The organism is Capillimicrobium parvum, assembly GCF_021172045.1.
Classification (GTDB): Bacteria; Actinomycetota; Thermoleophilia; order Solirubrobacterales; family Solirubrobacteraceae; genus Capillimicrobium; species Capillimicrobium parvum.
This window is the reverse complement of sequence record NZ_CP087164.1, coordinates 5205320-5225289: the sequence shown is the minus strand read 5'-3', so window position 1 is coordinate 5225289 and position 19970 is coordinate 5205320. Positions and strand designations below refer to the sequence as shown.

General features: G+C 72.5%; 17 protein-coding genes. 7 read left to right on the top strand and 10 right to left on the bottom strand.

Translation table 11 applies throughout. The annotated features are described in order from the left end of the window. Nucleotides 1–19: 19 nt before the first annotated feature. Both DSM104329_RS25435 and asnB read right to left on the bottom strand, forming a co-directional pair. Nucleotides 20–964 carry an NAD-dependent epimerase/dehydratase family protein gene (locus DSM104329_RS25435; RefSeq protein WP_259312664.1) on the bottom strand — a complete coding sequence of 315 codons (945 nt, stop codon included), beginning with the start codon at nucleotides 962–964 and terminating at the stop codon, nucleotides 20–22. After that, a complete protein-coding gene (gene asnB, locus DSM104329_RS25430; protein WP_259312663.1) occupies nucleotides 961–2865 on the bottom strand; it encodes an asparagine synthase (glutamine-hydrolyzing) in 1905 nt (634 codons plus the stop codon). The genes DSM104329_RS25435 and asnB overlap by 4 nt, the downstream gene beginning before the upstream one ends. Before the next feature lie 71 nt (nucleotides 2866–2936). On the opposite strand from asnB, the gene DSM104329_RS25425 reads away from it, so the two are divergent. Beyond that, the gene (locus DSM104329_RS25425; RefSeq protein ID WP_259312662.1) at nucleotides 2937–3683 is read left to right on the top strand and encodes a class I SAM-dependent methyltransferase; all 747 of its coding nucleotides are present in this window, start codon (nucleotides 2937–2939) and stop codon (nucleotides 3681–3683) included. Here the strand turns inward: DSM104329_RS25425 and DSM104329_RS25420 are convergent. Then, on the bottom strand, nucleotides 3661–4206 hold the full coding sequence (locus DSM104329_RS25420) for a hypothetical protein (RefSeq protein ID WP_259312661.1): 546 nt from the start codon (nucleotides 4204–4206) through the stop codon (nucleotides 3661–3663). The two genes, DSM104329_RS25425 and DSM104329_RS25420, sit on opposite strands and share 23 nt — an antisense overlap. Before the next feature lie 30 nt (nucleotides 4207–4236). Between DSM104329_RS25420 and DSM104329_RS25415 the strand changes: the two genes are divergently transcribed. After that, nucleotides 4237–4998, top strand: coding sequence for a class I SAM-dependent methyltransferase (locus tag DSM104329_RS25415; protein ID WP_259312660.1), 762 nt, complete (start codon nucleotides 4237–4239; stop codon nucleotides 4996–4998). Nucleotides 4999–5040: 42 nt separating this feature from the next. Here DSM104329_RS25415 and DSM104329_RS25410 read toward each other — a convergent pair whose 3' ends face one another. Beyond that, nucleotides 5041–6300, bottom strand: a complete 1260-nt coding sequence (locus DSM104329_RS25410) for a glycosyltransferase (RefSeq protein ID WP_259312659.1) — start codon at nucleotides 6298–6300, stop codon at nucleotides 5041–5043. A gap of 23 nt (nucleotides 6301–6323) precedes the next feature. Here DSM104329_RS25410 and DSM104329_RS25405 point away from each other — a divergent pair, with 23 nt between their 5' ends. The 4 genes from DSM104329_RS25405 to DSM104329_RS25390 are packed head-to-tail and all read left to right on the top strand — an operon-like array spanning nucleotide 6324 to nucleotide 9986. Beyond that, nucleotides 6324–7133 carry a glycosyltransferase family 2 protein gene (locus DSM104329_RS25405; RefSeq protein WP_259312658.1) on the top strand — a complete coding sequence of 270 codons (810 nt, stop codon included), beginning with the start codon at nucleotides 6324–6326 and terminating at the stop codon, nucleotides 7131–7133. Nucleotides 7134–7153: 20 nt separating this feature from the next. Beyond that, nucleotides 7154–7636, top strand: a complete 483-nt coding sequence (locus DSM104329_RS25400) for a hypothetical protein (protein ID WP_259312657.1) — start codon at nucleotides 7154–7156, stop codon at nucleotides 7634–7636. A 21-nt stretch (nucleotides 7637–7657) separates the two neighbouring features. Beyond that, complete coding sequence (locus DSM104329_RS25395) at nucleotides 7658–9262, top strand: glycosyltransferase family 39 protein (RefSeq protein ID WP_259312656.1); 1605 nt, start codon at nucleotides 7658–7660, stop codon at nucleotides 9260–9262. Beyond that, nucleotides 9255–9986, top strand: coding sequence for a hypothetical protein (locus DSM104329_RS25390; RefSeq protein ID WP_259312655.1), 732 nt, complete (start codon nucleotides 9255–9257; stop codon nucleotides 9984–9986). Before DSM104329_RS25395 ends, DSM104329_RS25390 begins: the two co-directional genes overlap by 8 nt. Before the next feature lie 7 nt (nucleotides 9987–9993). On the opposite strand, the gene DSM104329_RS25385 is transcribed toward DSM104329_RS25390, so the two are convergent. Both DSM104329_RS25385 and DSM104329_RS25380 read right to left on the bottom strand, forming a co-directional pair. Continuing rightward, the gene (locus DSM104329_RS25385; protein WP_259312654.1) at nucleotides 9994–10470 is read right to left on the bottom strand and encodes an anthrone oxygenase family protein; all 477 of its coding nucleotides are present in this window, start codon (nucleotides 10468–10470) and stop codon (nucleotides 9994–9996) included. Continuing rightward, complete coding sequence (locus tag DSM104329_RS25380) at nucleotides 10467–11306, bottom strand: Rossmann-fold NAD(P)-binding domain-containing protein (RefSeq protein WP_259312653.1); 840 nt, start codon at nucleotides 11304–11306, stop codon at nucleotides 10467–10469. The genes DSM104329_RS25385 and DSM104329_RS25380 overlap by 4 nt, the downstream gene beginning before the upstream one ends. Before the next feature lie 84 nt (nucleotides 11307–11390). Here DSM104329_RS25380 and DSM104329_RS25375 point away from each other — a divergent pair, with 84 nt between their 5' ends. Then, nucleotides 11391–12341, top strand: a complete 951-nt coding sequence (locus tag DSM104329_RS25375) for an AraC family transcriptional regulator (RefSeq protein ID WP_259312652.1) — start codon at nucleotides 11391–11393, stop codon at nucleotides 12339–12341. Between the two features lie 243 nt (nucleotides 12342–12584). Here DSM104329_RS25375 and DSM104329_RS25370 read toward each other — a convergent pair whose 3' ends face one another. The 4 genes from DSM104329_RS25370 to DSM104329_RS25355 all read right to left on the bottom strand — a co-directional run bounded on the left by DSM104329_RS25370 (nucleotide 12585) and on the right by DSM104329_RS25355 (nucleotide 19740). Then, entirely contained in the window at nucleotides 12585–14303 is a 1719-nt protein-coding gene (locus DSM104329_RS25370; protein ID WP_259312651.1) for a phage tail protein, read from the bottom strand. Nucleotides 14304–14417: 114 nt separating this feature from the next. Further along, nucleotides 14418–15809 carry a S8 family peptidase gene (locus DSM104329_RS25365; protein WP_259312650.1) on the bottom strand — a complete coding sequence of 464 codons (1392 nt, stop codon included), beginning with the start codon at nucleotides 15807–15809 and terminating at the stop codon, nucleotides 14418–14420. Nucleotides 15810–15853: 44 nt separating this feature from the next. After that, nucleotides 15854–17998, bottom strand: coding sequence for a hypothetical protein (locus DSM104329_RS25360; RefSeq protein ID WP_259312649.1), 2145 nt, complete (start codon nucleotides 17996–17998; stop codon nucleotides 15854–15856). Continuing rightward, on the bottom strand, nucleotides 17995–19740 hold the full coding sequence (locus DSM104329_RS25355; RefSeq protein WP_259312648.1) for a hypothetical protein: 1746 nt from the start codon (nucleotides 19738–19740) through the stop codon (nucleotides 17995–17997). Before DSM104329_RS25355 ends, DSM104329_RS25360 begins: the two co-directional genes overlap by 4 nt. Nucleotides 19741–19970: the final 230 nt, after the last annotated feature.

Genomic DNA, 19970 nt, shown 5'->3' with positions numbered 1-19970 from the left:
TGTGAAGACCCGCAGGGTCTCAAGACCGCACCCGCAGCTCTTCCTCCTTCAGATGCGTGTACGTCTGCTCGATGCCGTGCTCGCGGTACCAGGCGATCGCCTGCGCGACGCCGTCCTCCAGGGCCACGCTCGTCCTCCAGTCGAAGTCGGCGTTCGTGCGCGACGGGTCGAGCAGGATCGACTCGGCGTCGTCGGCGGCGCGCGGGCGGATCTCGACGTCGATCTCGCCGAGGCCCAGCGCGCTCGTCGTCGCGTCGAAGAGCTCCTTGATCGCGACGTCGCTGCCGCTCGACACGTGGTAGGCGCCGCTGCCTGTGCCCTCGAGCGCCTTCGTCGCCACGTCCACGAGGTCGGTGACGAAGAGGAAGTCGCGCCGCGTGTCGGTGACGAAGCACGCCTTGTCCTGCGTCAGCCGGCTGAAGAACGTCGGCAGCGGGCCCGACAGGTTGCGGGGGCCGTAGACGTTCGCCAGCCGCAGCGACACCCAGTCGAGTCCGCTGAGCCGGATGTAGTTCTCGCCCGCCGTCTTCGAGATCGCGTACGACGACTCGTACGGCCGCAGCGGGTGGCCGAGCGTGATCGGCTGCTCCTCCGGCTTGACGCCGTAGCAGAGCGCGGTCTGGAAGTAGAGGAGGCGCTTGACCCCGAGCCGCTCGCTCGCGCGCACCACGATCGCGGTGCCGAGCGCGTTCGTGCGGGCGTCCTCCTCCCACGCGTCCGGGTCCTTGTAGGACGCCGCGGCATGGGCGACCGCGTCGGGGCCGAAGTCGTCCATCACGCCGTTGAAGAACGCCTCGTCGGCGATCGTGCCCTCGACGATGGTCAGGCGGTCCTGCGGCGTGAGGTTGTCGCGCCGGCTCGTGGCGTAGGTGTCGACCGTGCAGACCTCGTGGCCGTCGGCGAGGAGTCGGTCGGCGAGGTGCGAGCCGATGAAGCCGCCGCCCCCGGTGATGAGGATCTTCATGTGGTGGTCTCCGTGGTCAGGAGCGAGCGGAACTCGTGCTCGCGGTCGTGGAAGCGCTGCTGCCAGAGCTCGAGGCTGAACAGGCCCCAGAAGGTCCGGCCGAACTTGGCCTCGCCCTCCAGCGCGTCGAGCACGGCGCGGCGGTCGTAGAGGTCGCGATCGCCGGTGAAGGTGTCTCGGACGAAGTCGCGCGCCGGCCCGTTCGCCCACTCGACGAGCGGCACGGGGAAGCCCATCTTGTCCGTGCGCTCGCTGATCTGGGCGGGAACCGTCGCCCGCGTCGCCCGGGCGAAGATGTGCTTCAGGCGCCCGCCGGGGAACTTCACGTCGGCCGGGATCGTCGCGGCGAGCTCGACGAGGGGATGGTCGAGCAGCGGCACGCGCGACTCGAGGCCGTGCGCCATCGAGACCCGGTCCTCGACCTGCAGGAGCGCCGGCAGCAGCGTCTTGAAGTCGAAGTGGGTCATCTTGTCGAAGTACGACTCGTGGCCGACGTTGCGGCCGTTGAAGATCTCGGCGAACTGGTGGAACGGGTCGTAGTCGCCGAGCGCCTCGACGTTCACGAGCTGCTCGACATGCGGGGCGCGGTTGATGAGCCGGAAGTAGCGCCGGTCGAGGTCCTCGAACAGGCCCTCGCGCCAGAACTCCTGCAGCAGCGGCTTGTAGGAGCGCAGCGACTCGAGCTGGGGGATGATCGACTCGTACGTGACGACGAAGTTGCCGTTCTGCGCGGTGCCCTCGATCGCCGCCTTGATGCACTGCTCGAAGTAGGCGATGAGGTAGCGCGTGTAGCCGCCGAAGACCTCGTCGCCGCCCTGGCCGCCGAGGATGACCTTCACGTCGCGCGCGGCCGCCTCGCTGACCATGAACTGCGGGAACGAGCCGGGACCCGCGACGGGGAAGTCGAGGTGGTAGATGACGCGCTCGATCTCGCGGGTGAAGTCCGACACGTCGAGGTCGATGACGCTCAGGTCCAGCCCGCGCTCGTCGGCGAGCAGCCGGGCGTAGCGCGACTCGTCGTACTCGGGCCCCTCGAAGCGGCCCGTGAAGGCCGGGGTCGTGCCCGGGTCGTACAGCGAGGCGAGGCCGGCGACGGCGCTCGAGTCGAGACCACCCGACACGTACGCCCCGACGGGGACGTCGGAGCGCAGGTGCATGCGGATCGAGTCGTGCAGCAGCGCCTCGATGCGCTCCTCGTACCACGCCTCGCGATGGGTCCAGTCGAGGTCGTAGTAGACCTCCCAGTAGCGCTCGGTCCTGATCGCGCCGTTGCGCACCGTCAGCCGGTGGCCGGGCAGCAGCTCGCGCACGCCGTCGAACAGCGTCTTGCCGGCGAGGCAGAACTGGAAGGCGAGGTAGTCCTTCAGGCCCTCGCGATCTGTGCGGATGGCGGGCAGGAACGGCAGCAGCGCCTTCGCCTCCGACGCGAAGTACAGGACGTCGCCGGCCTGGGCGTAGTACAGCGGCTTGATGCCGAAGCGGTCGCGGACGAGGGTGAGCTGCGTCGCCCGTTCGTCCCACAGGCCGTAGGCGAACATGCCGCGCAGGTGGTCGACCGCGTCGGCGCCCCAGCGCTCGTGGGCGCGCAGCAGGACCTCGGTGTCGGTCTGCGTGCACCAGTCGCCGCCGAGCTCGGTGCGGACCTCGGGCCAGTTGTAGACCTCGCCGTTGTAGGTGATGACCTGGCCGGCGTCGTCGGTCATCGGCTGGTGGCCGCACGCGGACAGATCGAAGATCGACAGCCGGCGGTGGGCGAAGCCGACGTGGCCGTGCGGATGGGCCCACGTGCCGTGGTCGTCGGGGCCGCGATGCGCGATCAGCTCGCCCATCACGTCGAGGCGACGTCCGAGGTCGGGCACGGTCTCCCCGCGCAGGTTGATGGCTCCGGCGATGCCGCACATGTGGCTCAGAATCCCAACGGGCAGAGCGCGGTGAAGTCGCGCCGCTGGCAGATGGGCCAGACTCCCCGGCCGTGAACGTCACGGGAATCGAGCAGGGATCGTACTTCCTGGGTCGGCTGAGCTCCGTGCTCGGCGGCCGGGACCTGCTGCCGTATCTCGGCGAGCTGCACGAGTCTCCGCTCCCCCGGCAGTTCGAGGAGATCGTCGCGGGCGAGCCGCGTTTCGAGACGAAGCGGTTCGCTTCGATCTGGCAGCTGCGCCTGTACCGGATCTGGGTCTACTGCCTCGTGCGCGCCCTGCGGCCGCGGGTGTTCGTGGAGACCGGGGTGCTGCACGGGATGACGAGCGCCTTCGTCCTGGAGGCGATGCGGATCAACGGCTCCGGGCGCCTGATCTCCGTGGATCTGCCCTCGTACGTCGAGACCGGGCCGGCGAACGTCGACGGCTACACGGGCGTGCTGCCGCCGGGCCGCGAGCCGGGGTGGCTCGTACCGCCGCAGCTGCGGGGCGCGTGGGAGCTGCTGCTCGGGCCCTCGCTCGAGGTGCTGCCGGGCGTGCTGGAGCGCGAGGGCACGATCGACGTCTTCCTGCACGACTCCGATCACACGCACGAGACGATGAGCGGCGAGTTCGCGCTCGCGTGGCCCGTGCTGCGCGACGGCGGCGCGCTGATCGCCGACGACTCCACGGACAACACGGCGTTCGCGGAGCTGTGCGCGCGGGTCGGCCGCGAGCCGCTGCTGTTTCCCAACCCGAACGAGCACCCGCACGACGAGGCGCGCTGCGGGCTGATCCTCAAGCCTTCGCGGTCGTCGTGACGCAGCTGAGCACGGTCTGCGACGCCTCGGCCGACAGTGCGCCCTGCGTCGTCACCTCGAGCACGTTGCCGACCACCTGCGAGGCGGTGGCGGACACCGTCGCGTAGTCGGTCGGCCGCCGCTGCTGGAGGAGGATGAGGCGGTCGGTGACGTTCTGGTAGGCGAGCTGCGCCGCGCGGGTGACCGGGAAGGTCACGAGCGTGACCGGCTTGCCGTCGAGCGTGGCGGTGAAGCCGTCGCCGCCCACCGACTGCGCGTAGTCGACCACGGGCTGGAACCACTTGTACGTCTCGGCCGGCTCGCCGCCGACGCACGCCCGCAGGCGTGCGGCCTGGGCCTTGGCGTCGGGCGCCTTGGGCGGGTTCGTCGTCGTGGTGCCCGCCGGGCCGGGGCCCGGCGTGGTGGGCGTCGTCGACACGTTCGCGGGCGTCGTCTGGCCCTCGACGGGATTCTTGCCGCCGCCACAGCCGGCTGCGAACAGCAGGGCGGCCACGGCGAGGACGGCGGTGGCGAGGCGCGGCATCGGGGGCGTGATGGTAGAAAAGCCGCCGCTGTGCGTCTGCCTCCCGTGGTTCTGGACCTGGCTCGCCGGGTCGCCGGGTCCCGTCAGCTCGGCCAGCTCGTGCGGGCCGAGCCGGTGTTGGCCGCCGTGCGCGCCGCGGGCGGCGGCGAGCTGCTCGACGTGGGCAGCGGCGGGCTGGGCCTCGCCGACTTCCTCGATGCGTCGTGGCACGTGACGGCGGTCGACACGTCGTTCGACGACTACGGGCTGTGGCGGCGTTCGGCGCCGTCGACGCGGGCGCGCCGGGTGGTGGGCGACGTGCGCGCGCTGCCGTTCGGCGACCGCTCGTTCGACTTGGTCGTCGCGCTCGACGTGCTCGAGCATGTGGCCCCGGGCGACCGGGCGGCGGCGCTGGCCGAGCTCGCGCGGGTGGCCCGGCGGCGGGTGGTGGTGGCCGCGCCGGCGGGAGCGCCGGCGCTGGCGGCCGACCGCGGGCTCGCGGCGTCGCTGTCCGCGCCGCCACCCTGGCTGGAGGAGCATCTCGCCAACGGCCTGCCGGCCCCGGCCGATCTCTGTGCGCCGCTGGCCGGGTTCGGCTCGGTGCGCGTCGCCGGCAACGAGAGCTGCTCGGCGCACGTGACCGTGACCCGGCGCGAGCTCAGCGTCGCCTGGTTCGTCCCCACGCGGGTGGCGGCGCGGGTCCTGGCCTGGGGGCTGGCGCGCGATGCGGCGTGGGCGCGCAGGGGGCTGCGCCGCGTGCGCGGTCTCGACCGGCCGCCGGTCTACCGGACGGTCGTCATACTCGACCTCTGACGACATGCGCCTTGGCCTCGCCATCCGAGGCCAGAGCGCAACTCACCCCGCGATCGCCGCCTCGAGCTCGGCCTCGAGCTCCTCGGCCAGCGTGGCGTAGTGGAACCGGCGCGCGATGCCGTCCGGTGAGACGGCGGTGCGGCCGTGGACGAGGTCGGTGAGCGCGGTGGCGATCGCCTCGGGATCGTCCATCGGCGCCGCCGAGCCGGCCTTCGCCTGGGTGACGATGCGCGCGGCCTCCGTGCGGTCGCCGACGACGAACACCGGCCGGTCGGCGGCGAGGTACTCGAACAGCTTCTGCCCGGTCTCGCTCGGGTTGCCGGTGGTGATGAGCAGCAGCGTGTCGGTGGCGCGCTGCAGGCGCATGGTGGTCGCGCGGTCCAGCGAGCCGAGCGCGCGGGTCATGCCGGCCAGGTCGGGCGCCTCGATCTGCGCGCGCTCGTCGTCTCTGAGGGGGCCGGCGAACAGCACCTCGATGCGGCTCGCCGTGTCCGGGTCGCGGCGCTTCAGCGCGCGCAGGCCCTCGAGCAGCGCGGCGGGCGAGCGCTTCGCGTAGCCGAGGCGGCCGGTGTAGAGCAGGCTGTGGCGGCCCGGGTTCAGCAGTCCCGGCGGCGGTGGGCCGGCCAGCTCGTCGAGCTCGTCGAGGTCGAAGCCGTTGGAGATCGTGGCGGCGTGGCGGGCGCCGAGGCGGTCGTGCGCGTCGCGCGCGATCGGCGCGGTGACGGCGGTGACGCGGTCGGCGGCCGCGGTGAGGCGGTGATCGAGCCAGTCGTCCAGTGCGCGCTGGGCGGCGAGCGGGAAGTCGGCGTGGTTGCGCTCGAAGCGCCAGCCGTCGCGGATGTCGGCGACCCACGGGAGGCCGAGACGCCGCTGGAGGGCCAGGCCGATCATGTTCGTGCTCGGCGGCGGCCCGGTGGTCCACACGACGTCCGGATGCTCCTCCCGGGCGAGCGCGATCGCCCGCGGCAGCGCGAACGGCACCCAGCTGACGAGCGCCAGGTCGGGGACGACGACGTCCTCCAGCCTGGACGGCTCGGGCGCGGCGGCGGCTGTGCCGGACTGGCCCTGGAGCGCGTCGAAGGAGCCCTTGCGCCAGTTGAAGCGGCTCGCCATCAGGTCGCGCGTGCGGATGACCCGGGCCGCGCCCTCGACCGGGCCGGCCCCGCTGACCTTCGAAGTGAGCACGACGACGCGGTGGCCGCGGCGGGCGAGGTACTTGGCGAACCCCGCGCTGCGGCGGGCGGCCGAGAGGGGCGACGGCGGCGCGAGGTGGGCGACGAGCAGGATGGTGCGGGCGGGCACGGGCTCGTACGGTACGCGGCGCCATGTCCGAGCACGCCGACGTCACCGCGGTCGTCCCCTGCTTCAACTACGGGCGCTGGGTGGGCGAGGCGGTCGACTCGCTGCTCGCGCAGGAGGGCGGGGCGCCGCAGATCGTGGTGGTCGACGACGGCTCGACCGACGTTGACACGCTGCGCGCTCTGGAGCGGCTCTCGGTGCCGGTCGTGCGCCAGGCGAACGCGGGGCTCTCGGCGGCGCGCAACGCGGGGTACGCGTCGACGGATACGCCCTTGGTGATCGCGCTCGACGCGGACGACCGGCTGCCGCCCGGGGCCCTGCGCGCGCTCAAGGCGCCCCTGGCGGCCGATCCGGCCGTCGGGTTCTCCTACGGGATCACGCGGTTCTTCGGCGACTGGCACGGCGACATGGGGTTCCCCGGGCTCGACGTGTACCGGATGCTCTACCGGCACGTCGTCGGCCCGGTCGGGCTGACCCGGCGCGCGCTGTGGGAGGACGTCGGCGGCTACGACCCCGCGTTCCGCACCGGCTACGAGGACTGGGACTTCTGGCTCGGCGCGCTCGAGCGCGGGTGGCGCGGGGCGAAGGTCGACGAGGTCACGTTCCTGTACCGCCGCCACGGGGAGTCGATGGTGTTCGGCGCCCGGCGGCAGTACCGGCGGCTGTACGGGATGCTGCGGTCCAAGCACGCGGCCCTGTACGCGCGGCGGGCCGAGCTCGCCCGGGCCAGCGAGGCCGGGTTCGCCGAGCGGCAGATATACCGCTACTTCTGGGGGCCGCGGCCCGTTCCAGCCTGGATGGAGCAGGCCGCCTACCGCCTGTTCTTCCGGCGCTGACGCTACCCTCCGGAGACCCCATGCCCCTGCTCAAGCCCAACGTCGGCCGCGCGCTCAGCGCGATCGGCGCGCTGATCGTGGTCTTGGCGTTGTTCATGACCTGGTACCACATCGTGCGCCCGGACGGGTCGACCGATGACACGACCGGCTGGCAGACGTTCACGAACCTGCGCTTCGTGATCCTGGCCGGCGCCATCGTGACCATCGGCACGGCGCTGGTGCGCCAGACGCGTCCGGTGCTCATCGTGCGGACGATCCTCGGCATCGTGCTCGCGGTGCTGATCCTGCGCCGGATCATCTGGCCGGCCGACGTCAGCGGCGACGTCAGCACCGAGATCGGCGTCTACGTGGCATTCATCGGCGCGGTGCTGGTGGCTCTCGGCGGGCTCGTCGACACGGGCCGCCAGGTCGTGCAGGTCTACCCGGGGCTGTGGCGGCCGGCGGCCGGCGAGCTCGGGCGCGGCAAGCGCGTTCTCGATCCCGGCGACGACTCGCGCCGCTGACACGGCCTGAGCGGGACCGTGGTGCGCCGATCACGTCGCATCCCGCGGCCCCTGCTCGTTCTCCTGCTCGTGACGCTGGTCGCCGGGCTGGCGTGGACCTACGCCGTCCCGGCGCTGCAGGGCGCCGACGAGAGCGCGCACTTCGGCTACGTGCAGAAGATCGCCGACGCGGGGGAGATCCCGTGGCGCCACAGCGAGACGGGCCTGCTCCAGGCCGCGTACCCGCCGTCGGTGTCGACCGAGCAGTGGACGGCGTGGCTGTGGGCGGGGCTCGAGCCGCTGCGCGGCAACGTCGCCGCGCGTCCGCTGTGGACGAGGGAGGACGAGCGCATCTGGCGCGCGGTCGACGACCGCACCGTGGGCCATGACCAGAAGATCGACGCGATCGGCAACAACGCCTGGCTGAACCCGCCGCTGTACTACCTCACGGCGGCGGTGCCGTACAAGATCGCCGGGGGGACGCTCTTCGACCGGCTGTACGCGATGCGCGTCTACGGCGTGCTGCTGCTGATGGCGACCGTGGCGCTGACGTGGCTGCTCGCGGGCGAGGTGTTCGGCCGGCGGCGGGAGCTGCAGACGGTGGCGACGGCCGCGGTCGCGCTGCAGCCGGTGCTGCTCGACGTCACGACTCGCGTGACGCCCGACGCGCTGCTCGTGCCGTTGTGCGCTGGGGCGCTCTATCTGATGGCGGTGATCGCGCAGCGCGGCCCCGGGTGGCGCCAGGTGCTGGCGCTCGTGGCCGTGGTCGTGGCGGCGGGGTTCACGCAGGGGCGCGCGCTCGGGCTCGTCGCGCCGGCGGTGTTCGCGATGGGGGTGGGGTGGTGGCGGTGGCGCCGCGGCGCGACGGCCACCGCCGATGGCGCTTCCCCGCCCTCCGGCTCCCGGCTCGCGGCCGCCGCCGGTGGCGCTTCCTCGCCCTCCGGCTCCCGGCTCGCGGCCGCCGCCGGTGGCGCTTCCCCGCCCTCCGGCTCCCGGCTCGCGGCCGCCGCCGGTGGCGCTTCCCCGCCCCGCGGCTCCCGGCTCGCGGCCGCCGCCGGATGGGCGGTCGCCGTCGTCGTCGTCCTCGTCGTCGTCGCCGTCTACGCGACACGCCTGCGCTTCGGCGAGCTGACCGGCTTCTGGTCGTACCTGTGGCAGTTCTACCTGCCCAAGCTGCCCGGGATGTCCGCTCCGGTGGGGCCCGAGTGGGGCGCCCAGCAGGTCTACCTCGACCGCTTCTTCGGCACCTTCGTGCAGTTCGAGGTCGGCTTCCCGCGCGACCTGCTCAACCTGGTGCGCGACCTCATCTGGGTCGGCCTCGTCCTGCTCGCCGTGGCCGCCTGGCGACGCCGGCGCCTGCTCGCCGGCCACGCCGCCGCGGTGCTGGTGCTGCTCGTCGCCGCGGCGCTCGTGATCCTGTCGCTGCACGCCGCCGCGTTCCGCTCGCTGCTGGTCAACCCGGCCGATCCGGTCATCACCGGCCGGTACCTGCTCATGCTCGTGCCGCTCTACGGCGTGGCGATCGCGGGGGCGGCGTCGGCGCTGCCCGGCCGCATCCGCGCGGCCGGGACCGGCGCGCTGCTCGCCGGTCTCGTCCTGCTGCAGCTGAGTGCGTTCGGCATCGTGGTGGCGAGGTTCTATGCGTAAGGCGGCCGTGTGGAGCGCCGTGGTCGTCTTCGTGCTGGGGGCGGTCCTCGTCGTGCGGCCGTTCGTGGCCAAGCAGCGCGACCAGCCGGCGGAGATCCCGTCGCCGGCGTCGCTGGCGCACACCGACACCGTGCCGCTGCGGCAGGGCTCCCCGGCGTGCTTCCGCTACGCGGTCGCCGAGCACCACAGCGAGGTCATCCGCTTCAAGCTCGCCAGCCCGGACGGGCCGGCGCCGCCCATCGCCGTCCGGCTCACCGGTCCGGGCTACGCCTACACGGCGGAGATCCCGGCGGGCCAGCCGGACGGGGCGGTCGTCCAGTGGCCGATCCCGGCGCCGCCCGGCGACGTCCCGGTGCGGGTGTGCTTCGCGAGCCGGGGCGCGCCGGAGATCGGCCTCCTCGCGTCGAGCGACCGGACGCGGTCGCGCTCGATCGCCTTCATCGACGGCAGGTCGACGAAGAAGAGCATCTGGTTCACGTTCGCCGAGCCGGCGCCGCGTGCGATCCTCGAGCGGCTTCCCGCCACGGTCGGGCGCATGACCGTGTTCCGGCCCGCGTACGTCGGGCGGGTGCTGCTGTGGGGGCTCGCGATCCTCTTCGTCATCGGGGTGCCGATCGCGGTCGTGTGGGCGTACGCGCGGGCGCTGCGCGACGACGAGCGTTCGGCGCCGCGCGAGCTCGACGTCAACGAGCGGCGGTCGCTGTGGCGCCGGGTCGTGGGTTGAGCCTGCCCTAGGTCAGGGCGACGACGAGCGCCGCGCTCGCGCCCGCGGAGGTCGCGAGCCGCACGTGGTTGAACGCGGCCCACGCGCGCTCGTAGTGGGCCCAGGCGAGCCCGGCCTGCGGCCCGTGCGCCGGCGTGCGGTCGAGCTTGACGTTGAGCGGCACGTTGCCGGCCCTCGTCACGCCGACCGTGCCGACGAGGTAGAGCGCGGCCGCGGCGAGCAGCCACGGCGACCGGTGCGCGTCCCAGGTGACGAGCGCGTGGACCGTCAGCGCGGCGCACGCCGCCGCCGTGCCGAACAGCGCGAGCATGAGCGGCGGCCTGAGCGCGCGGCGATTGATCTCCTGCATCGCCCGGATCCCGTCGGCGGGCTCGAGACGCGCCAGCGCGCTCATCACGAATCCGGAGAAGGCGAACCAGACGCCGCCCATCAGCCCGCAGCCGACCGCCGCCAAGACGGTCAGCACCTCGATCGGCGCGCTCATCGCGGCGTCGGCCAGGCACCGGCGGCGGCCGTTTCGCGGGCGAAGGTGCAGAAGTCGCGCGGCTCCCGGCCGAGCGCGCGCTGGACGCCGTCGGAGAGCGTCGCGTTGCGCCCGTCGAGCACCTCGCCGAAGAGATGGGCGAGCAGCTCCTGCTCGCCGGGCGGGACCTGCGCAGCGGAGAGCCCGGCCGTGAACGAGCCGAGCGGCACGGACGTGAAGCGCACCGGCCGGCCGGTCGCGGCGGCGATCTCGTGTGTTGCGTGGGCGAAGGTCATGAGGCGCGGGCCGGTCAGCTCGTAGAGCTCGCCGGCGTGGCCGTCCTCGGTCAACGCGGCGGCAGCGGTGTCGGCGATGTCGTCGGCGTCGACGAACGGCTCGCGGACGTCGTCGCCGACCGGTAGAGCGAGCTCCCCGGCGGCGACGGGCTCGGCAAAGAAGCTCTCGCTGAAGTTCTGGTGAAACCACGCGCAGCGCAGCACCGTGACGTCCGCGTCGGCCGCTCGGACGAGCTGCTCTGCGCGCTGTGCCTCCTCCTCGCCGCGGCCCGAGAGCAGGACGATTCGGCGGGCACCGGCGCGGACGGCGAGGTCCGCGAGCTCGGCGACCGTCTCGGCGGCGCCCGGCACCGCGAGGTCGGGGTGGTAGGCGAGGTAGACGGCCGACACGCCGTCGATCGTCGCGGGCCAGGTCGCGTGGTCGTTCCAGTCGAACGGCGGCGCCCCGGCGCGGGAACCGATCCGGACCGGATGGCCGGCAGACTGCAGGCGCTCGGCGATACGGCGGCCGGTCTTGCCGGTGCCGTTGGTGATGAACGTGAGCTGGTCGGGCGTACTCATACCGGCCAGTGAACTGGGTGCGGCTGAGACGGTCCATGGCTGTCAGTCGTCATTTCATACGTGAGCGTCTACCCTCCGGTGACCATGGATGCTCTCGCTGCGCTGCTCGACGGACCGCGTGCCCGCCAGGCGTTCCTCCTGCGCTCGACGCTCGACCCGCCGTGGTCCCTGCGCATCCAGGACGAGGCGCCGCTGACGCTCGTCGCGATGGTTCGCGGAGCGGCGGTCGTGGTGCGCGACGGTGGAGGGGCTGCGCCGGTGCGGCTGGGGCCGGGGGACGTCGCGATCATTCGCGGGCCGGAGCCGTACACCGTCGCCGACGACGCCGCGACCCCCGCGCAGGCGGTCATCCACCCGGGGCAGCGGTGCACGACGCCCGACGGCGGGCCGCTCAGCGGGCTGCGGGATCTCGGGGTGCGGACCTGGGGGAACGCGGCCGAGGGGGCAACGGTGATGCTCACGGGCACGTATCACCTCGACGGTGAGGTGAGCCGCCGGCTGCTGCGCGCGCTGCCCGCGCTCGTGGTCGTGGCGCGCGCGGAGGAGGACTCGCCGCTGGTCGAGCTGCTGGCGGAGGAGATCGTGCGCGACCGGCCCGGCCAGGAGGCGGTCCTCGACCGGTTGCTCGATCTGCTGCTCATCGCGGTCGTGCGCAGCTGGTTCGCCGGCAACCTCTCGGAGGCTCCCGGCTGGTATGCCGCGTACGGCGATCCGGTCGTCGGCCCGGCGCTGCGCCTGCTGCACCACCAGCCGGCGCGGCGCTGGACGGTCGCGTCGCTGGCGCGGGAGATCGGCGTCTCGCGCGCGGCGCTCGCCCGTCGGTTCCACGGACTGGTCGGCGAGCCGCCGATGCGGTTCCTCAGCGAGTGGCGCATCGCGCTCGCCGCGGATCTGCTCCTCGAGCCGGGCGCCACGGTGGGCTCTGTCGCGCACGAGGTCGGCTACGGCACGCCGTACGCGCTGAGCACCGCGTTCAAGCGTTTGCGCGGCGTGAGCCCGAAGGAGCACCGCGCGGCCGTGCTCGCGGCGGCGTGACGCCAGCGCCCAGACCGCCCACCGGGCGGGTTCTCACTTGCTGGCGCACGAGTAAGTGCGATATGACACGCTCTGTCTGGAGGAGGAGAGGCGGCGCCCCGCTTCGGCTCAGCCAAGTGGTGACGGAAAGTCTGTCCAGCCGGATCTGGGTCCCCCCGGCGACGTGCTTGTCCCGACCGCGACGGCTTGAGAGACGAGCGGGGCGCCGTTGGGTCTTGCCTCGCCCGTCCAGTCGGCTTCGGCTCAGGTCCTGACGGCGAGCGTTCGCGACGTCGCGCCGGCCGAGTTCGAGCCTGCGTAGCGAACGGTGACGCGGGGGTTCCTCGCGCTGCGCCAGGTCCGCGGGATCGTTATCGTCGCGGCGTACCGACCGCGTGTGATGCGAACGCGAGTGGACCTCGAGCGCGCGCGGCCGTCGACCGTGGCGCGATACGTGACCGACACCCGGCCGGTGGCCGCTCTGGCGATCGTGCCCCGGACGAGGAGCCGGCCGGACTTCGCGACGGTCGCCGTGGTCACCCGGACGTTCGCGCTCGGCGCGCGCGCCGGCGGCGTCACCGGACCTGGGGCGACCACGATGGGCACGATGGGCGCCGGGACGGCGACCGGGTCGGCGGTCCCGGTGTCTGCGGGCGGCTCGGGCTTGGCGGGCTGTGCGCCGCCGCCTCCGCCGCCCCCGCTGCCCCCGCCGCCTGGCGCGGGTGCCGTGTAAGAGACCGAGCCGCGGGCGGCCGAGGCGATGTCCTGGTTGCCGGCCTGGTCGACCAGCCACACATCCACGGCGTAGGTCCCGGAGAAGCCGGGAACCGTCCCGCTGGCCGACGTGAGCCCGCCGGTCCCGCTGGAGCAGGTGCCGCCGTTGCAGGCGCGCCACCGAGAGCTGACGTACGGAGCGCCGCCATCGGCGGCCGGAAGATCCCACGTCATCGAGATCGCCTGAGCCGCTCCCCCGCCCCCGACCTGAAGATTCTCCGGCGCGGTCGGGGCCGTGTTGTCCACATCGACGTCGAACGGTGCGGACTTCGCCTCATTGCCCGCCGGATCGACCACGGCTGCCCGAATCGACCGGGTCCCATCCGCAAGTCCCGTGGTGTCCAGCGCATACGCTTGGCCAACCGCATTCGAACACGGCACGGTCACCGAGTAGTCACACGCCCGATCGGCGCTGGTCGACACCAGCGCACCATCCGCGTACCAACGAACGTTGCGAACCCCGAGGTTGTCGGTCCCGGAGATGGCGCCGCCCACCGACCCGCCCTTCCACCCACCGGCCGTAACCGCCCCACCCGCCGACACGGAGGTCGGAACCTGGTTGTCAACCAGCGTGACGGTCGACCCGTAGATGTGCACCCACGCTTGATGCAGGGTGGAGCCGGTCGTGCACTGCTGAAACCCGAGATCACCACAGGCAAAGCCCCACGCGACCCATGCTGCGTTGAGCCCCGAGAACGTCGCTGCGGGCGTCCCGTAGCCCCCTAAAGCGCACACGAATTGGCCGCTGGGGATTGCGCAGGTCTCGTCGAGGGTCGTGCCGTCGCTGGTCTTCCCATACAGGCGGTAGCCGTCATTCTGCTTGCCCAGGTCTCGCTTGATGCTCACTGTGCTGATGGTTGTTCCTGAAGGGGCGGTGAACCGCATCTCTGCCTGTTGCCCCGCCTGTGGGATTGCGGTCGCATTCAGCACTGTCCACGCGGAGCGCCCGACGATCTGTGAGTGAGCAAGATCACCGCCAACATCGGCGCCGGTCGGTGGACAGACCGCGGCAGGGGCCTCGTATCCGCCAGGGACGTCGTTGACTAGCTGCCAGGCGCTGTCCACACCCCCACCGGGGGCCTCATCGCAGCTGTTGACCTGCACTGTGCCCGCAACCGCCGCTGGTGGGACAGCGTGGGCCATCAGGGCGACGATGGCCAAGGTGACGGCGGCGCGCCAAGTGCGGACGGCGATGGTGAGATCAGACATTGACCAGACAGGTAGGAGGGACCGGCGGGGGCGTCGTGAGTTCTTAGTGGCTCTCGTGCCATCGGCGGCTGCCGTCGCAGCTTGAGTCCGCCCGGCTCTGTATGGCCCCAGCACCTAGAACTCTCGGCCATCCCGGATAACCAGCGTCCTCGAGAATCCGCCCCCCGGACGCTGAAGCCGCACCCGGACCGCCTTCCAGCTACTGCCTCGTACCCGCAACCTCAGCGTGGAACTCATCCGCACATACGTCCGGCCCGCTACACGAAACACGGCCCGATCACCCGCTTTGCGTCCCGAGATGCGGACGGTCAGCACCCCGCGGCGCATTGACGTCGACTTCAGCGTCGGCTTGGGCGGCTTGCTCACCGCAAACGTATCTCTGGCGCGTGGTTGGCGGTCGATGACTGGAGCGGCGACCGGTTCGACGGTTGCAGTGGTACCTGGCGGCGGCGCAGGATCGACTGCTTTGCTGCCTATGCCTTGCGTTTCACTTGTACCTCCTCCTCCGCTCGGAGCCAGCGGCGGTTCGCACGCGTCGGCTACGGCGGCGCCTAGGCCGGTGACCGGCGCACCAGGTACGCGGGCTGCGGTTGCTGGATTGCTTCGAAACGCCTTGGCGGCGTTGAGCACTTTGACCCCGTCGACAACATCGGCGTTGTCGAGCAGACGCTGTTCCGCGGTGTCCGGCGTGAGTGTCGAATCGTATGAGCGCATCGCAGCCAAGACCGCGCTGACGACTGGTGCTGCGTATGACGTCCCGCTCCCATGTGCCAAGTGGGTGCCACGGTTGGTCGTTAAGCAACTGTTGATCCCAAACGCCGCGATATCCAGGCCGCTGCCGCGGTTGCTGAAGGGCGCAAGCACCCCGGCCGCGTCAGTGGCTCCGACGGCGAACACTCCCACTGCGTTGGCTGGGTACCCAACGGCGGTCATCGACCCATTGTTGCCGGCGGCGCCCACCACGTTGATGTTGTGGAGCGGCCCGCGGACTTCAGCGATCTTGTTGTCGAGCTGCTGACGCTCGACCAGAGTTGCGGTTCCCAAGCCAGACAACGAGAGATTGATGACGGTCACGCCCGGCTGGCTGGAACACCAGTTCATCGCACGGATGTAGTCGGCCGCTGCCGCCGTTGCACCGCCTGTGAAGACGCGAGTCGAGAAGACCCTCGCCGCCGGCCAGATGCCACTCGTTCCAACACCGTCGACCTGGCTGGCGATGACGCCCGCAACGTACGTCCCGTGTTTCGACAGTGCGACGCCTGTGTCGAGCGTTGCGCCCTGGTCTGAAGGATCGCCGGGAACTCCGCCGAGCAACGCCGTCCGGCCCGCGAGCGCGGGTCCGAGGTCCGTGTCCGTATCCGCGCCCGAGTCGATCACGCACACGCCGGCGGCTCCGCCGGGCGGGGCGGGGGCGTTCGACAGGAACGTCGCGTTGGCGGCGGTCGCTTGCGGGGTGCCGGGTCCTTCGGCGTTCGCCCATGCGCCCGGCGCTCCGGCCACGCCCACTGTCGTGAGGACCGCAGCCGCGGATATCCACCTCGCAACGCCTCTCATGCGATCACCGTCACGGTGATCGGCCTGGACGCGCCCGTCTCCAGCGGCCAGCCCGGCCCGCGTGCCACGAGGGCGCGGAGCTGGTACCGCGTCGTGGTTCGGGTGCGCGTGAACCGGTAGCGGTACGTGAAGCGGCCGCTGTGCAGCCGGGTCGTGGCGAAGGTCGTCCAGTGGCCTCCCGTCCAGGCTTGGAGCGACACGAGTCGCCGCGACGTAGGTGGCGCACCGGAGACCCGGCCGCGGAGCAGCAGGCCCCCGCCGTTGCGCAGCCGGGCGGCTGCACTATGCAGGACGACGGCCGCGCGCGTCCGCGCCTGGACCGACGCCGTCGTCGCGTAGCTGCGGTCGGCGAGCGTCCGCCGGTAGCCGAACGTGACGATCTCGGACACGCCGGCCGGCACCGTGTAGCGGAATGCGCCCTGGTCATCGGTGTGAACGGCGCCGAGCACACGACCTCGTGCGCCCGTCACCATCACCTGGCCGAGCACGTCGACCTGCGCGCGCCGGATCGGCGTTCCCGCGCCGGTGGAGAGACGACCCGCGACCTCGACGGTCGTGCCCCAGCGCCGGGTGATGACGGTGCGACGGGCGCCGGTGAACGCGACGGTCAGCCGCGGCGCGGTGTTGTCCGCGCCCTGTCCGTTGAGGATGCCGTCGGCTTCGGGCCGAGCCGGGGGCGGCGGGATCGGGAGGTCTGGCTCCTCAGGCCGCGGGCGGCTCGTGCCGCCACCGCCGCCGGCCGCCCCGCGCCTCGGATCCACCTCGGTGATGCTCCCGGCGGCTCCGCCACCGCTGCCGGCCGTCGCCTCGACGACGGGAGACAGAGCCGAACGCGCCTGCACCGTCCCCCAGTTCGTGGTCGCACCGACGACCGAACGGACGCGGGAGCCGACGAGACCGGAGGTCAGCGGGAGCGTCGCCGTGCTCGCGCCGCTCAGCCCGACGCATCCGGTGCCATCGGGGGCGCAGCGCTCCCACGCGTACGACCACGCGACCCCGGAGATGTCGGTCCACGCGCCGGGGTCCGTCGCCAGCGAGTAGCCGACGGCGGGGGCTCCCGACAGCGCGGGCAGGCTCGTGGTGACCGGCGGCCGGGGCACGCAGGCGCCCGAGTCGGCGACCGTGCCGTTCAGGCACGGCGTGCCGGGATCGGCGAGCGTGCCGCCGGGAGCGTTGATCCGCGCCAAGTACTCGGCGGGCGAGAACACCTGGTTGCCGGCGGCGTCCTGGACGCCCAACTGCAAGGTGTGGCTGCCGTCGCCCAGAGCGGCGAGATCGACGGGCAGCGTGTAGGGCGCCCCCGCCGCCGGGCACGGCTGCGCGACCGTGTAGCTGTTGCCCCCGAACTGACCCGCGTCGAACGTGCGGCAGGTGGGGCTCGCCGGGGCCACCGGGTACCGCCGCACGGTGGCGCCCTCGCGCACGAGCAGGTACCGCACACCCGCGCCGAGATCGCGCGCCGTCGCGCTGAGGGTCGCGCCGCCCGTCGTGTACCAGCCCGACGGGTTCGCCGGCCCGAAGACCGCGCTCGCGGCCGGTGTCGCGTCGAGGGCGGGATCGCTCGTGTCGGACAGGTAGAGGTCGAGCTTGTCGGCCAGGAACGTCGCGCGGGCGCCCGACGACCAGCCCGAGCCGAGGTTCGTGGTCGTCGCCGACACGGTCACCGCAGGCGGGCGCGCCGCGTTCATGGGTGGTCCACCCACCGCATGACGGCGATCCACCGTCATGTTGTCCTGGCCCACCGCCGCGCCGAAGGCGCCCCACGGCGACAAGATGTCGCCGTACCCCTCCACGGCCCACCATCCGAAGACCTTGATGTAGGGCCACACGTCGGCGCGGTCGACCGACACGCCGGCGGGAGGCGTGAAGCCGAACGTCTCCGTCGTGGTGGCGGCGCCGAGCGGCGGATTGACGCCGAACGACCCGCCGGGGGCAGCGTTGACCGTCAGGCCCGACAGCACGCTCGCCGGATTCACCCCGGTGGGCGCGCCGTCCGAGAAGCGCCCGATCTGAACCAGGTACTGGTCGCCGGCCGCCCGGGCCGACGGCGGAGCGGCAAGGGCCGCGCCCGCTCCGACCAGCGCCACGGCGATCAGCCTTCGCGGAGCGCGGCGACGCAGGATCTGCCGAGTGCCGGTCATGGCGCCACCGTCACGTAGACCCGATTCGAGAAGCCGGTCAGGAACGGCCAACCCGTCTCGTTGCGCACGACGGCCCGGAACCCGTACGTCTGGCGGCTGAACGTGCGCTCGAAGCGGTAGCGGTACCGGTAGCGGCCGGTGCCGTCGCTGCGCGCCGTGGCGAACGTGACCCAGCGGCCTTCCGAGCGCGCCTGCAGCTCGACGACCTTGCGGTGTCGCGGCGGCGATCCGAGGATGCGGCCGGTGAAGGTCACGGCGTGCTTGTTGAGGGTGCGCGTCGGGTCGACCGACAGGCGGACGCCGGCGGTCATCCGCACGCGCACCTCGTAGCGGGCCGCTTCGTCGGCGGAGTCGAGATGCATCCGGTACGAGAACGCGATCGCGCCCGACAGGCCGGCCGGCGCGTCGTAGACGAACTGGCCGGTGGCGTCGGTCCTCGCCGCGGCGCGGGTCGCGGCGCGGGCTCCGTCACGGTCGGACACGGCGACCACGTCGACCGTCGCGCCGGCGATCGGCGCGCCGTCGGGCGCCTCGAGCCGGCCGACGACGTGCGCGTGGCCGCCGTAGCGCACCGCGATGGTCTGCGAGCCCGGCATTCCCGCCTTGACCGTGATCCGCGCGGTCGAGCTGCAGCGCTCGCCGTTGCACGCGCGCAGCGCCGGCGGCGCTGCCGGCGGCGTCTCGGGCGTCACCGTGACCCGAGCGAGGGGGGACGACCCGATCGGGGTCACGCCGCCTGCCGCGCCGGCACCTCCGCCCCCGCCCCCGCCACCGCCACCGGATGCCGTGCACGTCGTCCCGTCGGCGGCCCAGATGCAGCCGCCGGGTCCGGCCGTCCCGGCGTCCGGGAGCCCGCCCCCGGGCGCGTTGATCCGCAGCGTCCGGTTCGTGAGCACGGTGCGCTCGTTGCCACCCGCATCCTCGAGGCCGAACGACACGCCCGCGTGCACGCCATCGCCGATGGCCGGCAGGTTGAACGCCGGGGCATAGTCGGTGCTCGCGGTGCGGCAGGGGACGAGCGACAGCGCCGAGGGCACGAAGTCATAGGGATCCGCGTTGGCCGTGTACGCGTCGCGGCAGCGCAGGCTCGACGGATCGACGCTCGCGTAATGCGTGATCGAGCCCTCGCGCATCCAGGCGCGGTAGACGCCCGAGCCGACGTCGGCGGCCGTGAACCGGACTTCCCCCGTCGCCGACGTCTTCCACGTCCCGTCGAGCAACTCGCCGGACATCGGGCCGCTGATCGTCGGTCCCTCGGCGTCGTTCAGGGTCAGGTCGAGGCGCTGGATGAGGTAGCTGACCCCACCCGTGCACGAGCCGGGGACGCCGTCGAACGCCACGCAGGCGATGCGCGTCGAGAGGCTTGACGGCGTGTTGATCGAGACCGGCCCGGTGGCGGCGTCGCCGATGAACCCGCCGCCTCCGGAGCCGCCCGTGTACGGCCATCCCGCGTTCTCCCACGTCGTGGACACCTGGGGCTGCGAATGGTTCGACGACGGGGGAGCGGTATAGGAGCGGTAGGCCGCCGCTTTCGCGAATGCGAGGTTGGAGGGTGGTGTGAGTGAAGACGTCGCGGCGTAGCCCTCGCCGACCGGACCGGCGTTGAGTCCGTAGGTGCCGGTGCCGCCCGGCGTGTTCGACGTCAGGCCCGCCCACGGGCCGACGACGGTCGGCTGCCCGTCGGGCAGCGCACCGGAGTGCACGTGAAGGTCGCCGGTCGCCGCGCGCGCTTCGCCGGCCATGGCGAATGCGACGGCCGTGACGGCCGCGAGGACGACGGGACGGTGTCTGCGGTCCAGGACGGACCGGCGACGGCAACTGCTGCCCATGCGGGGTGTGCCTCCTTGAGCGGTACGAGGGGAGCTCCGTGCTCCCCTAAGGCTCCGGAGGCGGGTACTTCGCCCCCTGGAGGCACGCGGAGATAGCAACCGTCAAACGGTGCCGGCGCAACAAATGGACGACCGTCTGAGGG